This is a genomic window from Streptomyces sp. NPDC059010 (assembly GCF_042740355.1).
Taxonomy (GTDB): Bacteria; Actinomycetota; Actinomycetes; order Streptomycetales; family Streptomycetaceae; genus Streptomyces.
In genome coordinates this window covers 1-18,565 of record NZ_JBHYJA010000030.1, presented here as the reverse complement: position 1 = coordinate 18,565, position 18,565 = coordinate 1, and the positions used below count along the sequence as shown (strand labels likewise).

The 18,565-nt window shown below is 72.5% G+C and carries 14 protein-coding genes; 7 read left to right on the top strand and 7 right to left on the bottom strand.

Features of this window, described 5'->3' with window-relative positions:
* Window positions 1-96: 96 nt before the first annotated feature.
* The 3 genes from galE to ACFWYS_RS29060 all read right to left on the bottom strand — a co-directional run bounded on the left by galE (window position 97) and on the right by ACFWYS_RS29060 (window position 4,116).
* Window positions 97-1,065, bottom strand: coding sequence for a UDP-glucose 4-epimerase GalE (gene galE / locus ACFWYS_RS29070; RefSeq protein WP_384775122.1), 969 nt, complete (start codon window positions 1,063-1,065; stop codon window positions 97-99).
* Window positions 1,066-1,140: 75 nt separating this feature from the next.
* Window positions 1,141-2,733 (bottom strand): glycosyltransferase, encoded by a 1,593-nt coding sequence (locus ACFWYS_RS29065; protein WP_384775119.1) that lies wholly within the window; start codon window positions 2,731-2,733, stop codon window positions 1,141-1,143.
* Window positions 2,734-2,883: 150 nt separating this feature from the next.
* Window positions 2,884-4,116: an amidohydrolase family protein gene (locus ACFWYS_RS29060; protein WP_384775117.1), complete on the bottom strand. Its 1,233-nt coding sequence runs from the start codon at window positions 4,114-4,116 to the stop codon at window positions 2,884-2,886.
* Window positions 4,117-4,472: 356 nt separating this feature from the next.
* Here ACFWYS_RS29060 and ACFWYS_RS29055 point away from each other — a divergent pair, with 356 nt between their 5' ends.
* The 3 genes from ACFWYS_RS29055 to ACFWYS_RS29045 all read left to right on the top strand — a co-directional run bounded on the left by ACFWYS_RS29055 (window position 4,473) and on the right by ACFWYS_RS29045 (window position 9,431).
* Window positions 4,473-7,439: a BTAD domain-containing putative transcriptional regulator gene (locus tag ACFWYS_RS29055; RefSeq protein WP_384775114.1), complete on the top strand. Its 2,967-nt coding sequence runs from the start codon at window positions 4,473-4,475 to the stop codon at window positions 7,437-7,439.
* A 218-nt stretch (window positions 7,440-7,657) separates the two neighbouring features.
* Window positions 7,658-7,849, top strand: a complete 192-nt coding sequence (locus tag ACFWYS_RS29050; RefSeq protein WP_384775111.1) for a hypothetical protein — start codon at window positions 7,658-7,660, stop codon at window positions 7,847-7,849.
* A 328-nt stretch (window positions 7,850-8,177) separates the two neighbouring features.
* A complete protein-coding gene (locus tag ACFWYS_RS29045) occupies window positions 8,178-9,431 on the top strand; it encodes an O-antigen ligase family protein (RefSeq protein ID WP_384775108.1) in 1,254 nt (417 codons plus the stop codon).
* Between the two features lie 175 nt (window positions 9,432-9,606).
* On the opposite strand, the gene ACFWYS_RS29040 is transcribed toward ACFWYS_RS29045, so the two are convergent.
* A complete protein-coding gene (locus tag ACFWYS_RS29040) occupies window positions 9,607-11,169 on the bottom strand; it encodes a FadD3 family acyl-CoA ligase (RefSeq protein ID WP_384775105.1) in 1,563 nt (520 codons plus the stop codon).
* A 93-nt stretch (window positions 11,170-11,262) separates the two neighbouring features.
* On the opposite strand from ACFWYS_RS29040, the gene ACFWYS_RS29035 reads away from it, so the two are divergent.
* Genes ACFWYS_RS29035 through ACFWYS_RS29025 form a run of 3 tightly spaced genes read left to right on the top strand, consistent with a single transcriptional unit; the run spans window position 11,263 to window position 13,602 of the window.
* On the top strand, window positions 11,263-12,411 hold the full coding sequence (locus tag ACFWYS_RS29035) for a lipid-transfer protein (RefSeq protein WP_384775102.1): 1,149 nt from the start codon (window positions 11,263-11,265) through the stop codon (window positions 12,409-12,411).
* 7 nt (window positions 12,412-12,418) lie between these two features.
* Window positions 12,419-12,835: a Zn-ribbon domain-containing OB-fold protein gene (locus tag ACFWYS_RS29030; RefSeq protein ID WP_384775099.1), complete on the top strand. Its 417-nt coding sequence runs from the start codon at window positions 12,419-12,421 to the stop codon at window positions 12,833-12,835.
* On the top strand, window positions 12,832-13,602 hold the full coding sequence (locus ACFWYS_RS29025; protein ID WP_384775096.1) for an enoyl-CoA hydratase/isomerase family protein: 771 nt from the start codon (window positions 12,832-12,834) through the stop codon (window positions 13,600-13,602). The genes ACFWYS_RS29030 and ACFWYS_RS29025 overlap by 4 nt, the downstream gene beginning before the upstream one ends.
* A 1-nt stretch (window position 13,603) precedes the next feature.
* Here ACFWYS_RS29025 and ACFWYS_RS29020 read toward each other — a convergent pair whose 3' ends face one another.
* From ACFWYS_RS29020 to ACFWYS_RS29010, 3 genes are all read right to left on the bottom strand, one after another.
* Window positions 13,604-14,116, bottom strand: coding sequence for a hypothetical protein (locus ACFWYS_RS29020; RefSeq protein WP_384775093.1), 513 nt, complete (start codon window positions 14,114-14,116; stop codon window positions 13,604-13,606).
* Window positions 14,117-14,306: 190 nt separating this feature from the next.
* Entirely contained in the window at window positions 14,307-16,670 is a 2,364-nt protein-coding gene (locus ACFWYS_RS29015; RefSeq protein WP_384775090.1) for a PQQ-binding-like beta-propeller repeat protein, read from the bottom strand.
* A 267-nt stretch (window positions 16,671-16,937) separates the two neighbouring features.
* The gene (locus ACFWYS_RS29010; protein ID WP_384775087.1) at window positions 16,938-17,675 is read right to left on the bottom strand and encodes a VOC family protein; all 738 of its coding nucleotides are present in this window, start codon (window positions 17,673-17,675) and stop codon (window positions 16,938-16,940) included.
* 134 nt (window positions 17,676-17,809) lie between these two features.
* On the opposite strand from ACFWYS_RS29010, the gene ACFWYS_RS29005 reads away from it, so the two are divergent.
* Complete coding sequence (locus ACFWYS_RS29005) at window positions 17,810-18,445, top strand: TetR family transcriptional regulator (protein ID WP_190071649.1); 636 nt, start codon at window positions 17,810-17,812, stop codon at window positions 18,443-18,445.
* Window positions 18,446-18,565: the final 120 nt, after the last annotated feature.

Below are 18,565 nucleotides of genomic sequence, written 5' to 3'. Positions count from 1 at the left end.
GGGGTCGCGGGTTTGGGGGTTGATGTCGTCTATATTTGCGTCTGGGGGGGGGGGGGGGGCCCCCGCCCCCCCACCCCCCACGGGGTCTTCGGAGTCTCAGGCGGGGTGGTTCGCCGTCCAGCCCGCCCAGGCCGACGCGATCATGTCGTCCACGCCGTGCCGCGCCTTCCAGCCCAGCTCCGTGGCGACGCGGTCGGCCGAGGCGACGACCCTGGCGGGGTCGCCCGGACGCCGGTCCATGACCTCGGGGGGCAGCGTGTGGCCGGTGAGCGTGTTGATCCGGTCGATCATCTCGCGCACGGAGACGCCCTCGCCGCGCCCGATGTTGAGCGTGAGGTCCGTGCCCGGTGCCGCGCTCAGCCGCCGTGCGGTCGCCACATGGGCCTCCGCCAGGTCGACGACGTGGATGTAGTCACGGACGCAGGTCCCGTCGGGGGTCGGGTAGTCGGCGCCGAAGATCCGCGGTGCGGCGCCCTCGGTGAGCTTCTCGAACACCATGGGGACGAGGTTGAAGACGCCGGTGTCGGCCAGTTCGGGGCTCGCCGCGCCGGCCACGTTGAAGTAGCGCAGCGAGGCCGTCGACAGCCCGGTGGCCCGGCCGGTGGCCCGGACCAGCCACTCTCCGGCGAGCTTGGTCTCGCCGTACGGGCTCATCGGCTCGCACGGCGTCTCCTCGGTGACGAGATCGACGTCCGGCATGCCGTAGACGGCGGCCGAGGACGAGAACACGAACGACGCGACCCCGGCCTCGGTGACCGCGGACAGCAGGGTGCGCAGGCCCTCGACGTTCTCCCGGTAGTAGTGCAGCGGCTGTTCGACGGACTCGCCGACCTGCTTCTTCGCCGCGAGGTGGACGACGCCGGTGATGCCGTGGTCCCGGATCGCGCGCCCGAGCTGCTCACCGTCCAGCGTGGAGCCGACGACCAGCGGTACACCGTCGGGGACCCGTTCGGCGATCCCCGTGGACAAGTCGTCGTAGACGACGGCTCGTTCGCCCGCGTCGAGCATCGCGCGCACGACGTGCGCCCCGATGTAGCCGGCGCCACCGGTGATCAGCCAGGTCATGTACAGCCTTTCGTAGAACGGGTCGGGTATCGGCGAAGCCGCATGTCAGCGAAGCCGTATGGCAGCGAAGCCAGGTCAGCGGAAGAAGCGCTTGAGGCGACGGCGTACGACGTCCGTCACCCCGCTCAGACCGGGCGCGAGCCGCACCGCCAGCGCCCCCGAGTGGGTGGCGTACGGCTGCACCAGCAGCACGGCGTGCCGCAGGCTCGGCAGGGCGCACCGGCTCAGCAGCCTGGCGCCCGTGGCCGCGTGGGCGGTGATCTCGCGGTGGGTGCCGTCCTGGAAGCGCAGCCGGAGCTTGAGGTCCCAGGTGCCGCGGCCCAGAGCCGCCAGGTCGAGCGGGCACTCGGCCGACCAGGTGTCGGCGCCCGGGTCGGCCGTGAGGCGCACCGTGCCGGAGAACCCCACCCGGCCGTCGTCCCGCTCCACGAACTCGGTCTCGACGGCCTCCGGTCCCGTCTCCGCCATCCGCCCGTACATCTCGTGCAGGCGCAGCCGGAGCTTCGTCCCGAACGCGCGGGGGCGCAGTTCGGCGTCGACGGCGGCGGGCAGCAGGTGCGCCGGGCGGACCCGGAGGTGGTCCAGCTCGACCTGGGGCAGCTCGGCCGACCAGATCGGGGTGCCGTCTTCCGCGCGCGCGTACGGCGGGTTCAGCCGGGCCGGGCGGGCCGCGAACTCCTTGAGCCGGTCCAGGTCGCAGGGCTCCTCGGAGGCGAGGATCACCCGGGCGACGACCCGGCCCGGCGCGGGCGCCGACGCGAAGTCGCCCTCGTCGAAGGAGGTGAGGTACGCGCGGGTGACGGTCCACCACTCGCGCCGGTACTCGGCGCCGCGCAGATGCAGCTCGCGCGCGTACATGCGCAGCGAGTGGTCGAGGAAGCGGGCCCGCGTCGCCTGTGCCAGCCGCTTCTCCCCGGCGCCGAGCAGGATGTCGTACGACAGCTGGTCGGCGTCGATCCGGGCGCGCCAGTTGGCGATGTTCGCGCGGTCGAGGGAGATGGACAGCCGGGCCGCCGACCGGCGCACGTGCCAGATGTACACCGGCTCCGGGGTCAGCGCGATGCTCGGTACGGCGGCCAGGACGCGCGCGGTGAAGACGAAGTCCTCGTAGGGGAAGCGGCCCTCGGGGAAGCCGATGCCGTGGTCGCGCAGGAAGTCGGTGCGGTAGAGCTTGTTGACGCAGAGCGTGTCGCGCACCAGGCGGACCCGCTGGTCGGGGTGGGCGACCAGCGCGCGCTGGCTGTACAGCTCGTGCTGCCAGGGGGTCTCGCGCCCGGACGGCAGCTCCTTGCGCAGGCACAGCCCGGCCGCGACCGGCGAGTCGTGGCGCGCGGCCGCCTCCAGCAGCGCTTCGACGGCGCCCAGCGGCAGTACGTCGTCGCTGTCCAGGAACATCACATAGGGCGAGGTCGCCGCGTTCAGCCCGTCGTTGCGCGGGGTGCCGCAGCCGCCGCTGTTGGTCGGGCGCCGGATCACCTTGAGGCGGGATTCCTCGGCGGCCATCCCTTCCAGCAACTGCACGCTGCCGTCCGACGAGCAGTCGTCGACCGCGATCACCTCACGGACGGCCGGCCCCTGCGCGAGCGCCGAGCGCACCGCGTCCGCGACATGGGCGGCGTCGTCGTAGCCGATGACGACGACGGTGACCTGCGCGTGCTGGAGAGCCATGACTGCCCCGACCCCGTAGTGTTTTGTCCGTAATGCGAGGTACGAGACCTTCGGACCTCGGAGGGGAAGATGACGTCTACGGGGTCGGGGTTCCATTCGGCCGTTTTTGATTGCGAATCGATTACCGTGGCCGGATCCGTTACGACGGGCTCACCGCGTCCCGTCCCAGCGGCCGTCCGGGGTCAGCCCCAGCAGCTCGATCGCGTTGCCGCGCACGATCCGCTCGACGACGTCGGGGTCCAGGTGCCCCATCTGCGCCTCGCCGACCTCGCGGGACTTCGGCCAGGTGGAGTCGGAGTGGGGGTAGTCAGTCTCGTAGAGGACGTTCCCGAGGCCGATCGAGTCCAGGTTCCTGAGCCCGAAGGCGTCGTCGAAGAAGCAACCGTATACATGGTCGGCGAACAGCTCGGACGGCGGCCGGTGCACCTTGTCGGCGACCCCGCCCCAGCCCCGGTTCTCCTCCCACACGACGTCGGCGCGCTCCAGGATGTACGGGATCCAGCCGATCTGGCCCTCCGCGTACATGATCTTCAGGTTGGGGAAGCGCTCGAACTTGCCGCTCATCAGCCAGTCGACCATCGAGAAGCAGCAGTTGGCGAAGGTGATGGTGGAGCCGACGGCGGGCGGGGCGTCGGCGGAGGTGGAGGGCATCCGGCTGGACGAGCCGATGTGCATGGCGACCACGGTGCCGGTCTCGTCGCAGGCGGCGAGGAAGGGGTCCCAGGCGTCGGTGTGGACGGACGGGAGCCCGAGGTGCGGGGGTATCTCGGAGAAGGCGACGGCACGCACACCGCGTGCGGCGTTGCGGCGGACCTCGGCGGCGGCCAGCTCGGCGTCCCACAGCGGGATCAGGGTGAGGGGGATGAGCCGCCCCTGGGCGGCGGGCCCGCACCACTCCTCCACCATCCAGTCGTTGTAGGCCTGGACGCACAGCAGGCCCAGCTCATGGTCCTCGGCCTCGGTGAAGGTCTGGCCGCAGAAGCGGGGGAAGGTCGGGAAGCAGAGCGCGGACTGGACGTGGTTGACGTCCATGTCGGCGAGGCGGGCGGGCACGTCGTACGAACCCGGGCGCATCTGCTCGTACGTGATGACTTCGAGCTTGATCTCGTCCCTGCTGTAGCCGACGGCGGTGTCGAGACGGGTGAGGGGCCGGTGCAGGTCCTCGTAGACCCACCAGTCGCCGAGCGGGCCGTCGTCGCCCGGCCGGCCCATGACCGGCTTGAACCGGCCGCCCAGGAAGGTCATTTCCTTCAGGGGCGCGCGGACGGTGCGCGGACCCGTGTCGAGGTACCTCTTCGGCAGCCGGTCCTGCCACACGGTGGGCGGTTCCACGGTGTGGTCGTCGACGGAGATGATCAGGGGAAACGCGGTCTCGGTGTCCATGTCCGTCACGGTAGCGCCGATCTGACGGTCCGTCAGCTACGCGTTCGGGGACGTCATCGTGCGGAGACCGGGTGAGGGCCTTGTGATATCCCGCGCGCCTGCCTGTGATCGACCCCTCCACAGCTGACGCATCTGCCGGAACAAGGCAGACTGGCGGGCATGTAAACGGGTCCGGGCCCTGTCGTTCGGATCAGCTCGGCCGTGAGGATCGACTCCCGGCCGACCCGAGCGGGGCATGGTGCGCAGCTGCAAGGCGGAGGAGGGCGGCGATGCGATGGGGGTCCCCCGCTGGAGGAGCGCGTGCCAGGGCCCGCGACGCCCGGATGATCCGAACGAGAGGGCCTAGGGGGACGGCGATGGACGGGGTACCGCGAGTGCCGGAGCAGAGGCGTCCCGGGTCCGCGACGGACGCGGCGGAGCCGGCGGCGACGCTGCGCTTCGGCGTGCTGGGCCCGGTACGCGCCTGGCGGGGCGAGGAGCAGCTCTCCACCGGCTCCCCCCAGCAGCGCGCCCTGCTCGCGACCCTGCTGCTGCGCGAGGGCCGTACGGCCACGGCCGCCGAGCTGATCGACGCCCTGTGGGGCGAGGAGCCGCCCTCGCAGGCGCTGGCGGCGCTGCGGACGTACGCGTCCCGGCTGCGGAAGGTGCTGGACCCCGGGGTCCTGGTGAGCGAGTCGGGCGGCTACGCGGTGCGCGGCCTGGCCGACGGCGCGCTGGACCTGGCGGCGGCGCAGGACCTGGCCGCCCAGGCGGAGAAGGCGCGCAGCGCCGGGGACCTGTGCCATGCGCGGGAGTTGCTGGGGCGGGCGCTGGCGCTGTGGGACGGGGAGGTGCTGGCGGGGGTCCCGGGGCCGTACGCGGAGGCGCAGCGGGTCCGCCTGGAGGAGTGGCGGCTGCAACTCCTGGAATCCCGCCTCGACATGGACCTGGAGCAGGGCTGCCACGCGGAGGCGGTCTCGGAGCTGACGGCGCTGACCGCGGCGCACCCCCTGCGGGAGCGGCTGCGGGAGCTGCTGATGCTCGCGCTGTACCGCAGCGGGCGGCAGGCGGAGGCGCTGGCGGTGTACGCGGACACGCGGCGCCTGCTGGCGGACGAACTGGGCGTGGACCCGGGCCCCGGGCTGAGCGAGCTCCAGCAGCGGATCCTCCAGGCCGACCCGGCCCTCGCGGAGCCGTCGTCGCCCGCACCGGAGCCGGTGGCGGCACCGGTGCGCCCGGCGCAACTCCCGGCGACCGTCCCCGACTTCACGGGCCGGGCGGCCTTCGTCTCCGAGCTGAGCGATGTGCTGGCCTCGGCCGAGGGCCGGGTGATGGCGGTGTCGGCGCTGGCGGGCATCGGCGGGGTGGGCAAGACGACCCTCGCGGTGCATGTGGCCCACCAGTCGCGCTCGGCCTTCCCCGACGGACAGCTCTACGTCGACCTTCAGGGCGCGGGCCCGCGGGCGGCGGAGCCGGAGACGGTGCTGGGCTCGTTCCTGCGTGCCCTGGGCACCGCGGACTCGGCGGTCCCGGACTCGCTGGAGGAGCGGGCGGCGCTGTACCGCTCGGTGCTGGACGGCCGCCGGGTCCTGGTCCTGCTGGACAACGCCAAGGACGCCGCCCAGGTACGCCCGTTGCTGCCGGGCACGGAGGGGTGCGCGGCGCTGGTGACGTCCCGGGTGCGGATGGTGGACCTGGCCGGTGCCCATCTGGTCGACCTGGACGTGATGTCCCCGGACGAGGCGCTGTCCCTGTTCACGAAGATCGTGGGCGAGGAGCGGGTGGCCTCCGAGCGGGAGGCCGCGCTGGACGTGGTCGCGGCCTGCGGCTTCCTGCCGCTGGCGATCCGCATCGCGGCGTCCCGCCTCGCGGCGCGCCGTACGTGGACGGTGTCGGTGCTCGCCGCCAAGCTCGGCGACGAGCGGCGCCGTCTGGACGAACTCCAGGCCGGGGACCTGGCGGTGAAGGCGACCTTCGAGCTCGGCTACGGCGCCCTGGAGCCCGCCCAGGCACGGGCGTTCCGGCTGCTGGGGCTGGCGGACGGCCCCGACATCTCCCTGGCAGCTGCCGCCGCCGTACTGGACCTGCCGCCGGAGGACACCGAGGACCTGCTGGAGTCCCTCGTCGACACCTCCCTCCTGGAGTCGGCGGCGCCCGGCCGGTACCGGTACCACGACCTGGTCCGGCTCTACGCGCGTGCCTGCGCGGAGCGGGACGAACAGCCGCCCAGTGAGCGGGCCGCCGCGATGTCCCGCCTGCTGGACTTCTACCTGGCCACGGCCGCCGCGGTGTACGCGATCGAGCGGCCCGGCGACCGGCTGGTGGACCAGCTGGCGGGCACCACCCATCCGGGGCTGACCTTCGCCGACCGCAAGGGCGCCCGGGACTGGCTCTACACCGAGGCCAACTGCCTGCTGCCGTTCGCCCGTCAGTGCGCCGACCGGCCGAAGGCGCTGCGGCGCGCCGTCGACCTGCTGTGGGCCGCCGTCGACATCTCCGAGTCGGGAGCCAACTCCAAGGAGTACGAGGCCACCGCGCGCACCCTGCTGGAGGCCGCCCGGCAGGCCGGCGTGGAGCAGGTCGAGGCCCGTGCGCTCATGACCCTGTCCCACGCGCACCTCGACAGCGGCCGCTTCGACATGGCCGACCAGGAGGCCGAGCAGGTCATCAGCCTCGCCCACCGCGCCGACGACCTGCTGCCGGTCTGCTGGGCCCGCAACGCGCGCGGGGTCATCGCCCTCTACCAGGGGCGCAACGCGGACGGCGAGGAGCATCTCTCCCACGCGATCCGGCACTTCCGCACGCTGGGCGACCGCCCGGGCGAGGCCAGCGCCCTGTGCAACCTGTCCCGGATCCATCTGGCGACCGGCCGCACCGAGAGCGCCGTCTCGCTGGCCCGGGAGGGCATGGAGATCTACGACGCCATGGGCAACTCCATGCGCGGCGCGAACGGCCGTTACGCGCTGGGGATGGCCCTCACCCAGAGCGGGCAGCTCGCGCCCGCGGCCGACCGGCTGCTCGAAGCGGTGGAGGTCTTCCGCGACAGCCGCCAGCGGCTGTGGGAGGGCATGACCCTGTTCCGGCTGGCGGAGGTCGACATCGCCGCGCGGCGCTACGCCCAGGCCGCGGCGAACGCCGAGATGGCGCTGACGGTGCTGCGCGGCATCGGCGGTGAGTGGCGGCGCGGCAACGTCCTCACCGTGCTCGGCCGCGCCCTGTCCGCCGTCGGCCACACGGGGCGCGCCCGGGTCTGCTGGGAGGAAGCCGTCGCCATCTACGACGAGTTGGGCTCGCCGGAAGCGGTCGCCGTCCGCGAGCTCCTGGCTCCCGTCCGGGCCGCCTGAGGCGGGCTGCCGCGGCGTTCATCATTCGTTTATCGCCGGGCCCCATGCTCAAGACAGTCGATCCGTCGCGTCGGGGGGCAGACGGGTCGCGGAAAGGGGCCGCACACCAGCGGATTAGGGTGACGGTCCGACGGGCCCGCCCGGTCGTCCTCGGGGGAATGACCGGGCGGGCCTCGCCAACCCATGGACGAACAAGACCCATTGGAGAGCGAACCATCATGAGCGACGAGCAGACCGTCAAGCCCCAGGACATCCACGCCACGTCCGAGCCCGCCCAGGCGGCGACCGCCGACACCAAGAAGGCAGCGGACGGCGGCGCCACCACGCAGGGCGACATCCACGCCACCGGGGAGCCCTTGGAGACCAAGGACATCCACGCGACGTCGGAGCCGTTCAAGCCGAAGAAGTAAGCCCCGGTCCGGGGGGGACCGGAAGTAAGCCCCGGTCCGGGGGGACCGGTAGCAAGACCCGGTCCTGGGGGGGACCGGTAGCAAGACCCGGTCCAGGGGGGACCGGCAGCAGGCCTCGGTCCTGGGGGGACCGATCAAGCCTCATCCCACGGGGATCGGCCGCGGCGGCGCGGAGGGGGAGCCGCCGCGGCCGAGCTGTGTCCGGCGGCCGGAGTTCCCGCGCCGTGGCGGCCCCGGCCCGGCCGCAACGCCGTGTCCCCGCACCCTGTGCGCTCCGTTCCCCCTCCCGACACCCACGCGTCGCACCCGGCCGCCAGGCTCGGGTGCCATGGCATCCGACCAGAGCGTGCCGGCGGGGCCCGGACTGCCGTCGGCGCTCGTCAGGTTCGTTCAGTTCGTGCCGGTGGGTGCGGTGGTCGTCGTGCTGCTCGACTCCGCCACCGACTTCCTCCCCGACGACCCGGTCGAGCCGGTCGTCGGGCTCCTCACCCCGACGCGGCTCACGCTGCTGCTCGGGCTGCTCGCCCTCGTGGTCCCCGTGCGGGGCCGGGCGCGGGCGCGGCTGCGGGACTTCCGCACCCGGCTGGACGCGCCGATCGCCCTGCTGATCGCTGCCGCGGGCATGGCGACCTACGCCGGCGGACATCCCACGGCGCCCCTGCGCGGCCTGCTCACCGTCATCGCCTGCTACTACCTCGTCGTCGGAGTACGCCGCACCCAGCCCGACTCCTGGCGGGCCATCGGCATCATCGCGCTGACCGGGGTCGCGGCGGCCGCCACGAGCGCCTTCTCGCAGGTCACCAACGACACCCCGACCGGCTTCTGCCGCACCGGCTTCCTCACCGACATCGCCTGCGGCACGAGCGGCGCCGACGACATCCTGATCCGCGCCACCGGCACCTTCGCCAACCCCAACCTGCTGGCGGCCTTCCTGGTCCTGCTGCTCCCCTTCGCGCTGCTCGCCGCCGTCTGCGTGGACGAGCGCACGGCACGCACGGCGGTCGTCACGCTCGTGGTCATCGGCTACGGCGCCCTGCTGACCACCTTCTCCCGCGCCGGATACGTCGCGGGCGCCGCCGGCCTCCTGGTCCTCGCCGGCGCCTACCGGCTGACTCCCCGCCTCGCCGACCGCGCGCAACGCCGGCTCTTCGCCACCCTGGGCACACTCGCCCTGCTCACCGCGGCCGGCGCCATCTGGGCGGTCTCCCGGGCCGGGAACTCCCTGGGCGTGCGCGGCCAGGCATGGGAGGCGGCGCTCGGTCTGGCCGCCGACAACCCCCTCGGCGTGGGACTGGCCCGCTCCGGCGCCGCGATATCCGCCGCCGCGCCCGGCGACCGGGTCTTCGTGCACGCCCACAACCTCTGGCTCAACTGGCTGGTGGAGGCGGGCCCGCTCGGCCTCCTCGCCATCACCGCCATAGCCGTGATCGCCTGGTCCTCCGCGGCCCGGGCGGCCCGCGCGAAGTCGGCCACCGGCACGGTGGGGCTGGCCGCCCTGACCGGCTTCTTCCTGACCAGCATGCTCGACCACCCGGCCAACCTGGACCGGATCGACATCCTGTTCTGGTGCGTCCTCCCATGATCATGTCCGAGACCCCGGCCGGCCGGCGCCCCCGCCCCGACACCCGGACAGCCCTCGTCCCGCCCCAGCCGAGGCGCCCACGCCACGGCCCACAGCGGGTCGGAGCGCCGGTCTAGGTCCGGTGCAGGACCGGTCTACGAGTGACCCCGAGCGATCCCCCCGGCCTCCTCCTCCCTCAGCTCCCCCGCAACTCCCCCTTGACCACCTTCCCGCTCGCGTTGCGCGGCAGTTCCGCCAGGAACTCCACCACCCGCGGCACCTTGTAGTTCGCCATCTCCCGCCGGGCCCACGCGATCAGGTCGTCCCCGGTCAGCACCGCCCCCGGCCGCCGCACCACGAACGCCTTGCCGACCTCGCCCAGCCGTGGATCCGGTACGCCGATCACCGCGACGTCCGCCACCTCCGGATGGAGGCCGAGCATCTGCTCTATCTCCGCCGGGTACGCGTTGAAGCCGCCGACGATGAACATGTCCTTGATGCGGTCGGTGATACGGAGGTTGCCGGCGTCGTCGAGCACGCCCACGTCCCCCGTCCGCAGCCAGCCGTCCGGCGTCAGCACCTCCGCGGTGGCCGCCGCGTCCTCGTAGTACCCCCGCATGACGTTGAAGCCGCGGACCAGGACCTCGCCGGGCTCGCCGACCGGCGCCTCCACCCGCACTTCCGTCCCCGGTATCGCCCGCCCCGAGGTGGACGCGATCACCGACGGGTCGTCGCCGCGCCGGCACATCGTCACGATGCCGCTGGCCTCCGAGAGGCCGTACGCCGTCAGGACCGTCTCCACGCCCAGTTCCCCACGCAGGCGTTCCACCAGCCGCAGCGGCACCACCGCCGCGCCCGTCACCACCAGCCGCAGCGCGGAGAGGTCGTGCCCGTCCCGGGCCGGGTGGTCCAGCAGCGACTGGTGCAGGGTCGGCGGGCCCGGCAGCACCGAGACGCGTTCCGCCGCGATGTTCGCCAGCGCCGTGCCGACGTTGAACACCGGCTGGGGGATCATCGTCGCGCCGCGCATCAGACAGGCGATGACCCCGGCCTTGTAGCCGAAGGTGTGGAAGAAGGGGTTCACGATGAGATACCGGTCGCCCTGCCGCAGGCCCGCCAGGTCGCTCCACACCTCGTAGGCGCGGAGCGTCTGCGCGTGGGTGATCACCGCGCCCTTCGGGCGGCCCGTCGTGCCGGACGTGAAGACGATGTCCGACGGCGAGGAGCCGGACACCGCCCCCGCGCGCGCCCGCACCTCCGCCTGCGCCACCCCGTCGCCGCTCGCCAGGAAGTCCTTCCAGGTGCGGAAGTCGGCGGGGGCGTCGTCCGACAGCACCACCACCTGCTCCAGGTCCGGCAGTCCCGGCCCCTCCGCGACCGCCCGCCGCAGCGACGCCACATACGACGTGCCCAGGAAGGTGCCCGTCACGAACAGCAGCCGCGCCCCGCTTCTGCGCAGCACGTCCGCCGCCTCCCCGCCCTTGAAGCGGGTGTTGAGCGGCACCAGCACCGCCCCCGCCGACACCGCGCCCAGTGCCGCCACCATCCAGTCCAGCGAGTTGGGCGCCCAGATGCCGACCCGGTCGCCCGGCTCGATTCCGTTCGCCAGGCAGGCCGCCGCCGAACGATCGACGCGGGCGCCCAGTTCGGCGTACGAGATCCGGGTGCGGCCCTCCACCACCGCCTCGGCGTCCGCGTACCGCTCGGCCGCGGTGCGGACGAGTTGCGGAATGCTGCCCCACTCCAAGTCACCGCGCACAGTACGCCTCCCAACGCCGCAGCTGACTACCCGTCAGATTAGCTGTACCCTGACGGCCTGTCAGCAGCCCTTCAGCAGCGTGGAGGTGTGCGCATGGTCGGACTCAAGGACGCCACAGCGATCGTCGGCACAGGTCAGACCCGCTTCGCCAAACACCTCCCCGAGGACGAGAAGACCCTCGCCTGCCGGGCCGTCCTCGCCGCCCTCGACGACGCCGGGATCGCCCCCTCGGAGGTCGACGCCCTCGCCTCCTACACCATGGAGGAGACCGACGAGGTCGAGCTGGCCAAGGCGGTCGGCTTCGGCGACCTCACCTTCTTCAGCAAGGTGGGGTACGGAGGCGGCGGTTCGTGTGCCACGGTGGCCCATCTCGCGGCCGCCATAGCGAGCGGACAGGCCACGGTCGGCGTCGCCTGGCGGTCACGCAAGCGCGGTTCCGGACCCCGCCCGTGGACCAACACCGGCGTCCAGCTCCCCACCCCCGCGCAGTGGACCCGCCCCTTCGGCCTGCTCCGGCCCGCGGACGAGATAGCCATGCTCACCCGCCGCTACATGCACGAGTACGGCGCCACCCGGGACCACCTCTTCAACGTCGCCCTCGCCTGCCGCAACCGGGCCAACCAGAACCCGGAGGCGATCATGTACGAGCGGCCCCTGACCCGCGAGATGTACATGACCTCCCGCTGGATCAGCGAACCCCTCTGCCTGTTCGACAACTGCCTGGAGACGGACGGCGCGTTGGCCTGCGTCGTCGTCAGCCGCGAGCGCGCCCGGGACTGCCGGCACACCCCCGTCTACGTCCACTCCGCCGCCCAGGGCCTGCCCGCCCAGCACCACGGCATGGTCAACTACTGGAACGACGACCCGCTCACCGGCCCCGCCTGGACCGCCGCCCGGCATCTGTGGAAGCACGCCGACTTCACCCCGCAGGACGTGGACGTCGCCCAGATCTACGACGCGTTCACGGCGCTCATACCGCTCTCACTGGAGGGCTACGGGTTCTGCGGGAGGGGTGAGGGAGGGGCGTTCACCGAGCACGGGGCCCTGGAGATCGGCGGGCGGCTGCCCCTCAACACCAGCGGCGGCGGACTCAGCGAGGCCTACGTCCACGGGTTCAACCTCATCAACGAGGGCGTACGGCAGCTGCGGGGCACCAGCACCGCCCAGGTCCCCGGCGCCGCCACCTGTCTCGTCACCGCCGGCGAAGGCGTCCCCACCTCCGCGCTGCTCCTGAGGAGTTGACCGAGCGATGCTCTCCCCCGTCACCGACCCCGACGGCGCTCCCTTCTGGGAGTACGCCGCCCAGGGCGAACTGCGCGTCCAGACCTGCGCCGACTGCGCCGAACCCCGCTTCCCGCCCCGCCCCTGCTGCCCGCACTGCCAGTCCTTCGCGAGCGAGTGGCGCGAGATGTCCGGCCACGGCCGGATCTGGTCCTACGTCGTCCCGCACCCGCCCCTGCTGCCCGAGTACGCGGCCCAGGCGCCGTACAACGTCGTGGTCGTCGAACTCGCCGACGCGCCCCGCATCCGTCTGGTCGGGAACCTCGTCACCGGCCCGGACGCGCCGCTCAACTCCCTCCCGCCGGACCGGATCCGCATCGGCGCCAAGGTCCAGGCCGTCTTCAGCGGCACCGGGCTCCCCCGGTGGGTCCTGGAGCGCCCATGAGCCTCGCCGTCACCGCCGACAAGGACACCGGCGTCGCCGTCGTCACCCTCGACCGGCCCGAGCGCCTGAACGCCATCGACCTCACGATGCGGGACGAACTCGTCGCGGTCTGGCGGGAGTTGCGGTTCGACGACACCGTACGGGCCGTCGTGCTCACCGGCGCGGGGCAGCGGGCCTTCTGCACGGGCCTCGACCGGGAGGCCGTGGTCCCGCAGCCCGGCTCGCCGTACATGCAGGACGATCCGCTGCTCCGGGTCGGGCCGAAATCCAACGACCTGTGGAAACCCGTCGTCGCCGCCGTCACGGGCATGGCCTGCGGGGGCGCCTTCTATCTGCTCGGCGAGGCGGACTTCCTCGTCGCCGACCCGACCGCGTCCTTCTTCGACCCGCACACCACCTACGGCATGGTCAGCGCCTACGAGTCGATGCTCATGGCGCTGCGGATGCCGCACGGGGAGGCCGCGCGGACGGCGCTCATGGGGAGCGCGGAGAGGATGTCGGCGCGGCGGGCCCTGGAGATCGGGCTGGTCTCGGAAGTCACCGAGCCCGGTGGGGCGCTGGAGGCCGCCGTCAGTTGTGCGACCGTCATCGCCGGGTATCCGGCGGAGGCCGTGCAGGGAACCGTGCGGGCGCTGTGGGCGGCCAGGGAGGCCGCCCTCGACCGGGCGTTCGCCCAGGCGCCGCATCTGATCGCGCTGGGGAACCTGTCCGGCGAGCGGCAGGCTGAGCTGTTCGCCGCCCGCCGCAGCGCGTTCAGAACACGGTGACCTAGTAGCGGTCGGCCATACGCATCGGCTCGCCCAGCTCACAGCTGCCGCCGGAGGCGCTCTGCCGGGCGACGACGTCGGTGGTCTCGGTGGCACCGGGGTCGACGGTCAGGATCCCGGAGGTGGCGGTGTCCAGCACCTTGCGGGCCGAGTCCTTGAAGGTGACGGTGAAGGTGTAGGAGTACTTCGTGGTCGCGCTGCTGTTGGTGGCGCGGACCCGCGCGACGAGCCCCTTCGCGGCGTCGTACTTACACTCCTCGATCTTCACGTCCCCGGTGTCCTCCGCGGACGGCGCCGCGCTCGTCTCCGAAGCGCCGGAGCCCGACCCGGTGCCGTAGTCGTAGTCGTCGTCATCGTCGTAGTGCGTGCTGCCGCCGGAACTGCTCGACGAGCTGCTGGAGTTCGAGCTGTCGTCGCACCCGCCCCCGTGCGAGCGGCGTGCTCCGGTCAGGGCGACCACCACACAGACGGACACGGCCACCGCGCGGACATGGCGAAGCTTCACGTCGTTCAACCCCCGAGAATTTTCTGCGAACCCGTTGCTCTGATCGTGAGCACGTCAGGCTAGCAGCGGCGGCATGGCGGGGATCGCTCACCGGGCGTAACGTCTCGTGTAAGAGCGGTGAAGACGGACGCTCTTACTGGGACGGCCGCCGTCCGGATTCCCTTCCGTGCGCCGGTACGACGGCCGTCACACCCCTTGACTACGCGCCACGGGCCGTACCCGTGCCCTTCTCCGCGTCCAGGGCGTACACGCAGCGGTCCTTGCTGCACGCGTACACGACGCCGTCCTTCACCACCGGGGAGCCGGTGATCTCGCCGCCGGTCGCGAGTTTCCAGCGCAGGCGGCCGTCGTCGGCCTTCAGGGTGTAGAGCAGGTGGTCGGTGGAGCCGAAGTGGATCCGGCCCTCCGCGACCGCGGGCGCGCCCACGACGTCGCCGCCCGCCTGGAAGCGCCACTTCGGCGTCCCGGTGACCGCGTCCAGCGTGTACAGGCCCTTGCCGCTGCCGACGTGCACATGGCCCCCGGCCACCAGCACCGGCTCGATCGAGGACCGGGACTCGGTGGCGATGCGCCAGCGGTCGCGGCCGTCGGTGGCGTCCAGGGCGTACACCGTGCCGAGGTAGTCGGCGAGGTACACACCGCCGCCGGTCACCGCGGGGCCCGGCACGAAGGCCGGCGGGCACAGGAAGACCGCGGGCGCCTCGAAGTGCCAGCGGACATGCCCGCCGGCCACGTCCAGCGCGAGGACGCGGGTCCCCGCCGAGACATACACGAAGCCGTCCGGCGCCTGCGCCACCCGCACCGGCACGCCCCCGCAGGAGGCCGCGTCGCCGATGGGGTACGACCAGCGCTCGTCGCCCGTGCGGGCGTCCAGGGCGCGCAGCCGGGCGTCCTGCCAGACGTACACGGTGCCGTCGAACAGCGCCGGTCCGGCCTCCGGGGACTCGAAGTCGGTCTGCGCCCCGGTGATCTCCCACAGCTTCTGCCCGTTCGAGGCCTCCCAGGCCTGGACGCCGCCGCCGCGGGTGCCGGTGACGACCGTGCCCCGCTCGGCCTTGAGGGAGTACACCCAGGCGTCCGTCTGGAGCCGCCAGAGGTCGGCGCCCTCGCGGCAGTCCAACGCGAACAGGGTGGGGCCGTCGGAGGCGTGGATACGGCCGTCCGAGACCGCCATCGACCAGGCCACGTCCCGCGTCTTGAAGCGACGGCGGCCGGTGGCCACGTCCAGGGCGTGCACCTCGAAGGAGGTGACGTAGACGAGGTCGTCGGCGACGGACGGGGTGCCCCATACGTCGTTCGACATGCGGAAACGCCAGGGCCGCCAGCCGGCCGCCGGCTCCGGGGGCGCGGGCGGCACGGCCGGTACGGCAGGGCCCACGGCGGGGTCGGCGCCGTTGACGCCGGGGCGGGGCTTGGACCAGGAGGCGACGAGGCCGGCCTCGGGCGGCGGCGCCTGCATGGCGGCGGCGCGGGCGTCGGAGACCCGGGGGCCGGGGCCGATCGGGACCGCGGCGCCGGCCAGGCGGACGGGGCCGGTGTCGGGGGCGCCGACCGGGACGGGCGCGGACGGGACCACCGGGTCGTGCGAGGGCGGGGGCGGGACGGGGCCGGGGGCGGCGATACGGCCCCCGCTGCGGCCGGAGGACGACGAGGGCTTCGCCGCCGGGCGGCCGCCGCGCCGCGACTCGATCAGGCTCACCGCCCGCTCGGGCAGCCACGCGGATGCCGTACCGCTGTCGTCGGTGCCGGAGCCGAAGAGGTGCGGGGCCAGCTGGGACTGGAGGTCGGCCGGATTGGGCCGGGCCGCGGCCTCCATCTGCATACAGGACTCGATGAGCGGGCGCAGCTCGTCCGGGAGGCCTTCGAGGTCCGGGCCCTCGCGCAGCAGCATGAAGACGGTCTCGACCGGGTTGGCGCCGTGGAACGGGGGGTGTCCGGTGGCGGCGAACACCAGCATCGAGCCCAGCGAGAAGACATCGCTCGCGCCGGTCACGCTGCGGGAGTCCTTCGCCTGCTCCGGGGACATGTAGGCGGGCGTGCCGACCGCGACGTTGGTCATCGTCAAACGGGTGTTCGAAACGCCGGACGCGATACCGAAGTCGATGACGCGGGGGCCGTCCTCGACGACGAGCACATTGGAGGGCTTGAGGTCACGGTGGACGAGCCCCGCGCCGTGGATGGACTGGAGGGCCTCCGCCACACCCGCCGCCAGCCAGCGCACCGCCTGGGCCGGGAGCGGCCCGCACTCGTTCACTATCTCTTCGAGGGAGGGCGCCGGGACGTACGCGGTGGCCAGCCACGGCACGGCCGCACGCGGGTCGGCGTCCACGACGGCCGCCGTGTAGAAGCCGGAGACCGCGCGGGCCGCCTCCACCTCACGCGTGAAGCGGACGCGGAACAGCTGGTCCTCGGCGAGCTCCGTACGGACCGTCTTGATCGCCACGCGACGGCCCGAAGCCGAGCGCGCGAGATAGACCAGCCCCATGCCGCCGGCACCCAGCCGTCCGAGCACCTCGAACGGCCCGATCCTGCGCGGATCGTGCTGCGTCAGCTGATCCACCACTCTGCCTGCCACCTCCCCGTACGGGCCCCGTCACCCGCATATGTACGCGACCCCGTGCAGCGTCTCACCACCGCACCGCCTTGGCGGCACGCACCCCGATTCTTCCTGTCCGAGGGCGTGGTTGCGAACCCGAGGGCGGAACGGGGTGTCTTGGGACAAAACCACACTCCGACGCCCACGGATAGCGACGGTTCGCATAGTGGGACGGCACAACCACTGGAGGAAGGCGCCTGAACCACCGGAGGTAAGACGGCGGTAAGAGTGCGCTCAGCGCTCCAGAACGGCGAACGACGCCCCCTGATTGTCGATGACCACGGCGACCGTGCCGTACGACGTTTCGAAGGGCGGCACCTGCACGCGCCCGCCGAGCCGGGTCACCGTGCCGAGGGCCTCGGTGCAGGACGCCACCCGGAAGTGGACGACGAAATGGGGCGGCATCATCTCCGAGAAGACCTCGGAGACGGGCGAGCGGCCGAAGTCGGGCTTGGCGTCCGGCCCGAACAGGGCGTCCTGGAAGAGGGTGCCGTAGAACTGGTTGGCGACCTCGGTGTCCCGGGCGTAGAGCTGCACCCAGGCGAAGGTGCCGGTCTCGTGCCGCCGGCCGAAGCCCGGGTGGCCGTCCCCCTGCCAGAGTGCGAAGACGGCGCCCTCGGGGTCGGTGACCAGCGCGGCGGCGCCCAGCCCTTCCCCGATCCGCACGGGCGGGATCACCACCTGCCCGCCGGCCTCGCGGATCCGCCGCCCCAGCGCCTCGGCGTCCGGGGTGGCGAAGTACACCGTCCACACGGACGGCAGCCGTCCGTCCGCCTTACGGGCGAGCGCGGCGACGCGATCACCGTCCAGCCGGGCCCAAACGGTGGAGTCGTACGCCTCCTCGAAGTCCCACCCGAAGAGCTCGCCGTAGAACCGCTTGCCCGCCTCCACGTCGGGAAGCTGCGCGTCCACCCAGCACGGAACGCCCTCCGCGTATCCCGTTCCGTTCCCGGATGCCCTGTTTTCGGCCATGCCGCCAAAGTAACGGCGTCTCACGCAACCCGCAGACCAGGCACACCAGCCTCGCGCTCCCCGTGCACCCCATTTGCAGTCGGCCGAATCGCGCCCCGATCACGCCTCGGTAAGCTGACGGCATGACAGGACAAGTGCGTACCGTCGACGGCCGCGTGGCCGGTCGGCGTGGGCAGGCGACCCGGCAGAAGCTGCTCGACTGCCTCAGCGAGATGCTCAGCTCTTCCCCTTACCGGGACGTCAAAGTCATCGATGTCGCCCGGAAGGCGGGGACTTCACCCGCGACCTTCTACCAGTACTTCCCGGACGTCGAGGGCGCCGTCCTGGAGATCGCCGAGCAAATGGCCACCGAGGGCGCCGGGTTGACCGAGCTCGTGGAAGGCCGCAGCTGGGTCGGCAAGGCGGGCTGGCAGACCGCGCAGGAACTCGTCGACGGGTTCCTGGACTTCTGGCGCCGCAACGACGCGATCCTCAGGGTGGTCGACCTGGGCGCGTCCGAGGGCGACAAACGGTTCTACAAGATCCGTATGAAGATCCTGAACTCCGTCAACAACTCCCTTGCGGAAGCCGTCACTCAGCTGCAGGCCAAGGGCAAGGTCGACAAGGACGTCAACCCGGCTGCGGTCGCGGGTTCGATCGTCGCGATGCTCGCGGCGGTGGCCTCGCACCAGAAGGGTTTCCAGACGTGGGGCGTCAAGCAGGCCGAACTCAAGCCGAACCTGGCGCTGTTGGTGCATCTGGGCGTGACCGGTAAGAAGCCGACGAAATAACGGCGCTCAAGTCCTGTCTCGCAGGCGGGGGGGGCAGCCCCCCGGGCCCCCCCCGCGGCCCCGGCACCGCGGCGCCCCACACCCCCCCCGCGGGGGGGGGGTGACCACCCGCCCCTGAGA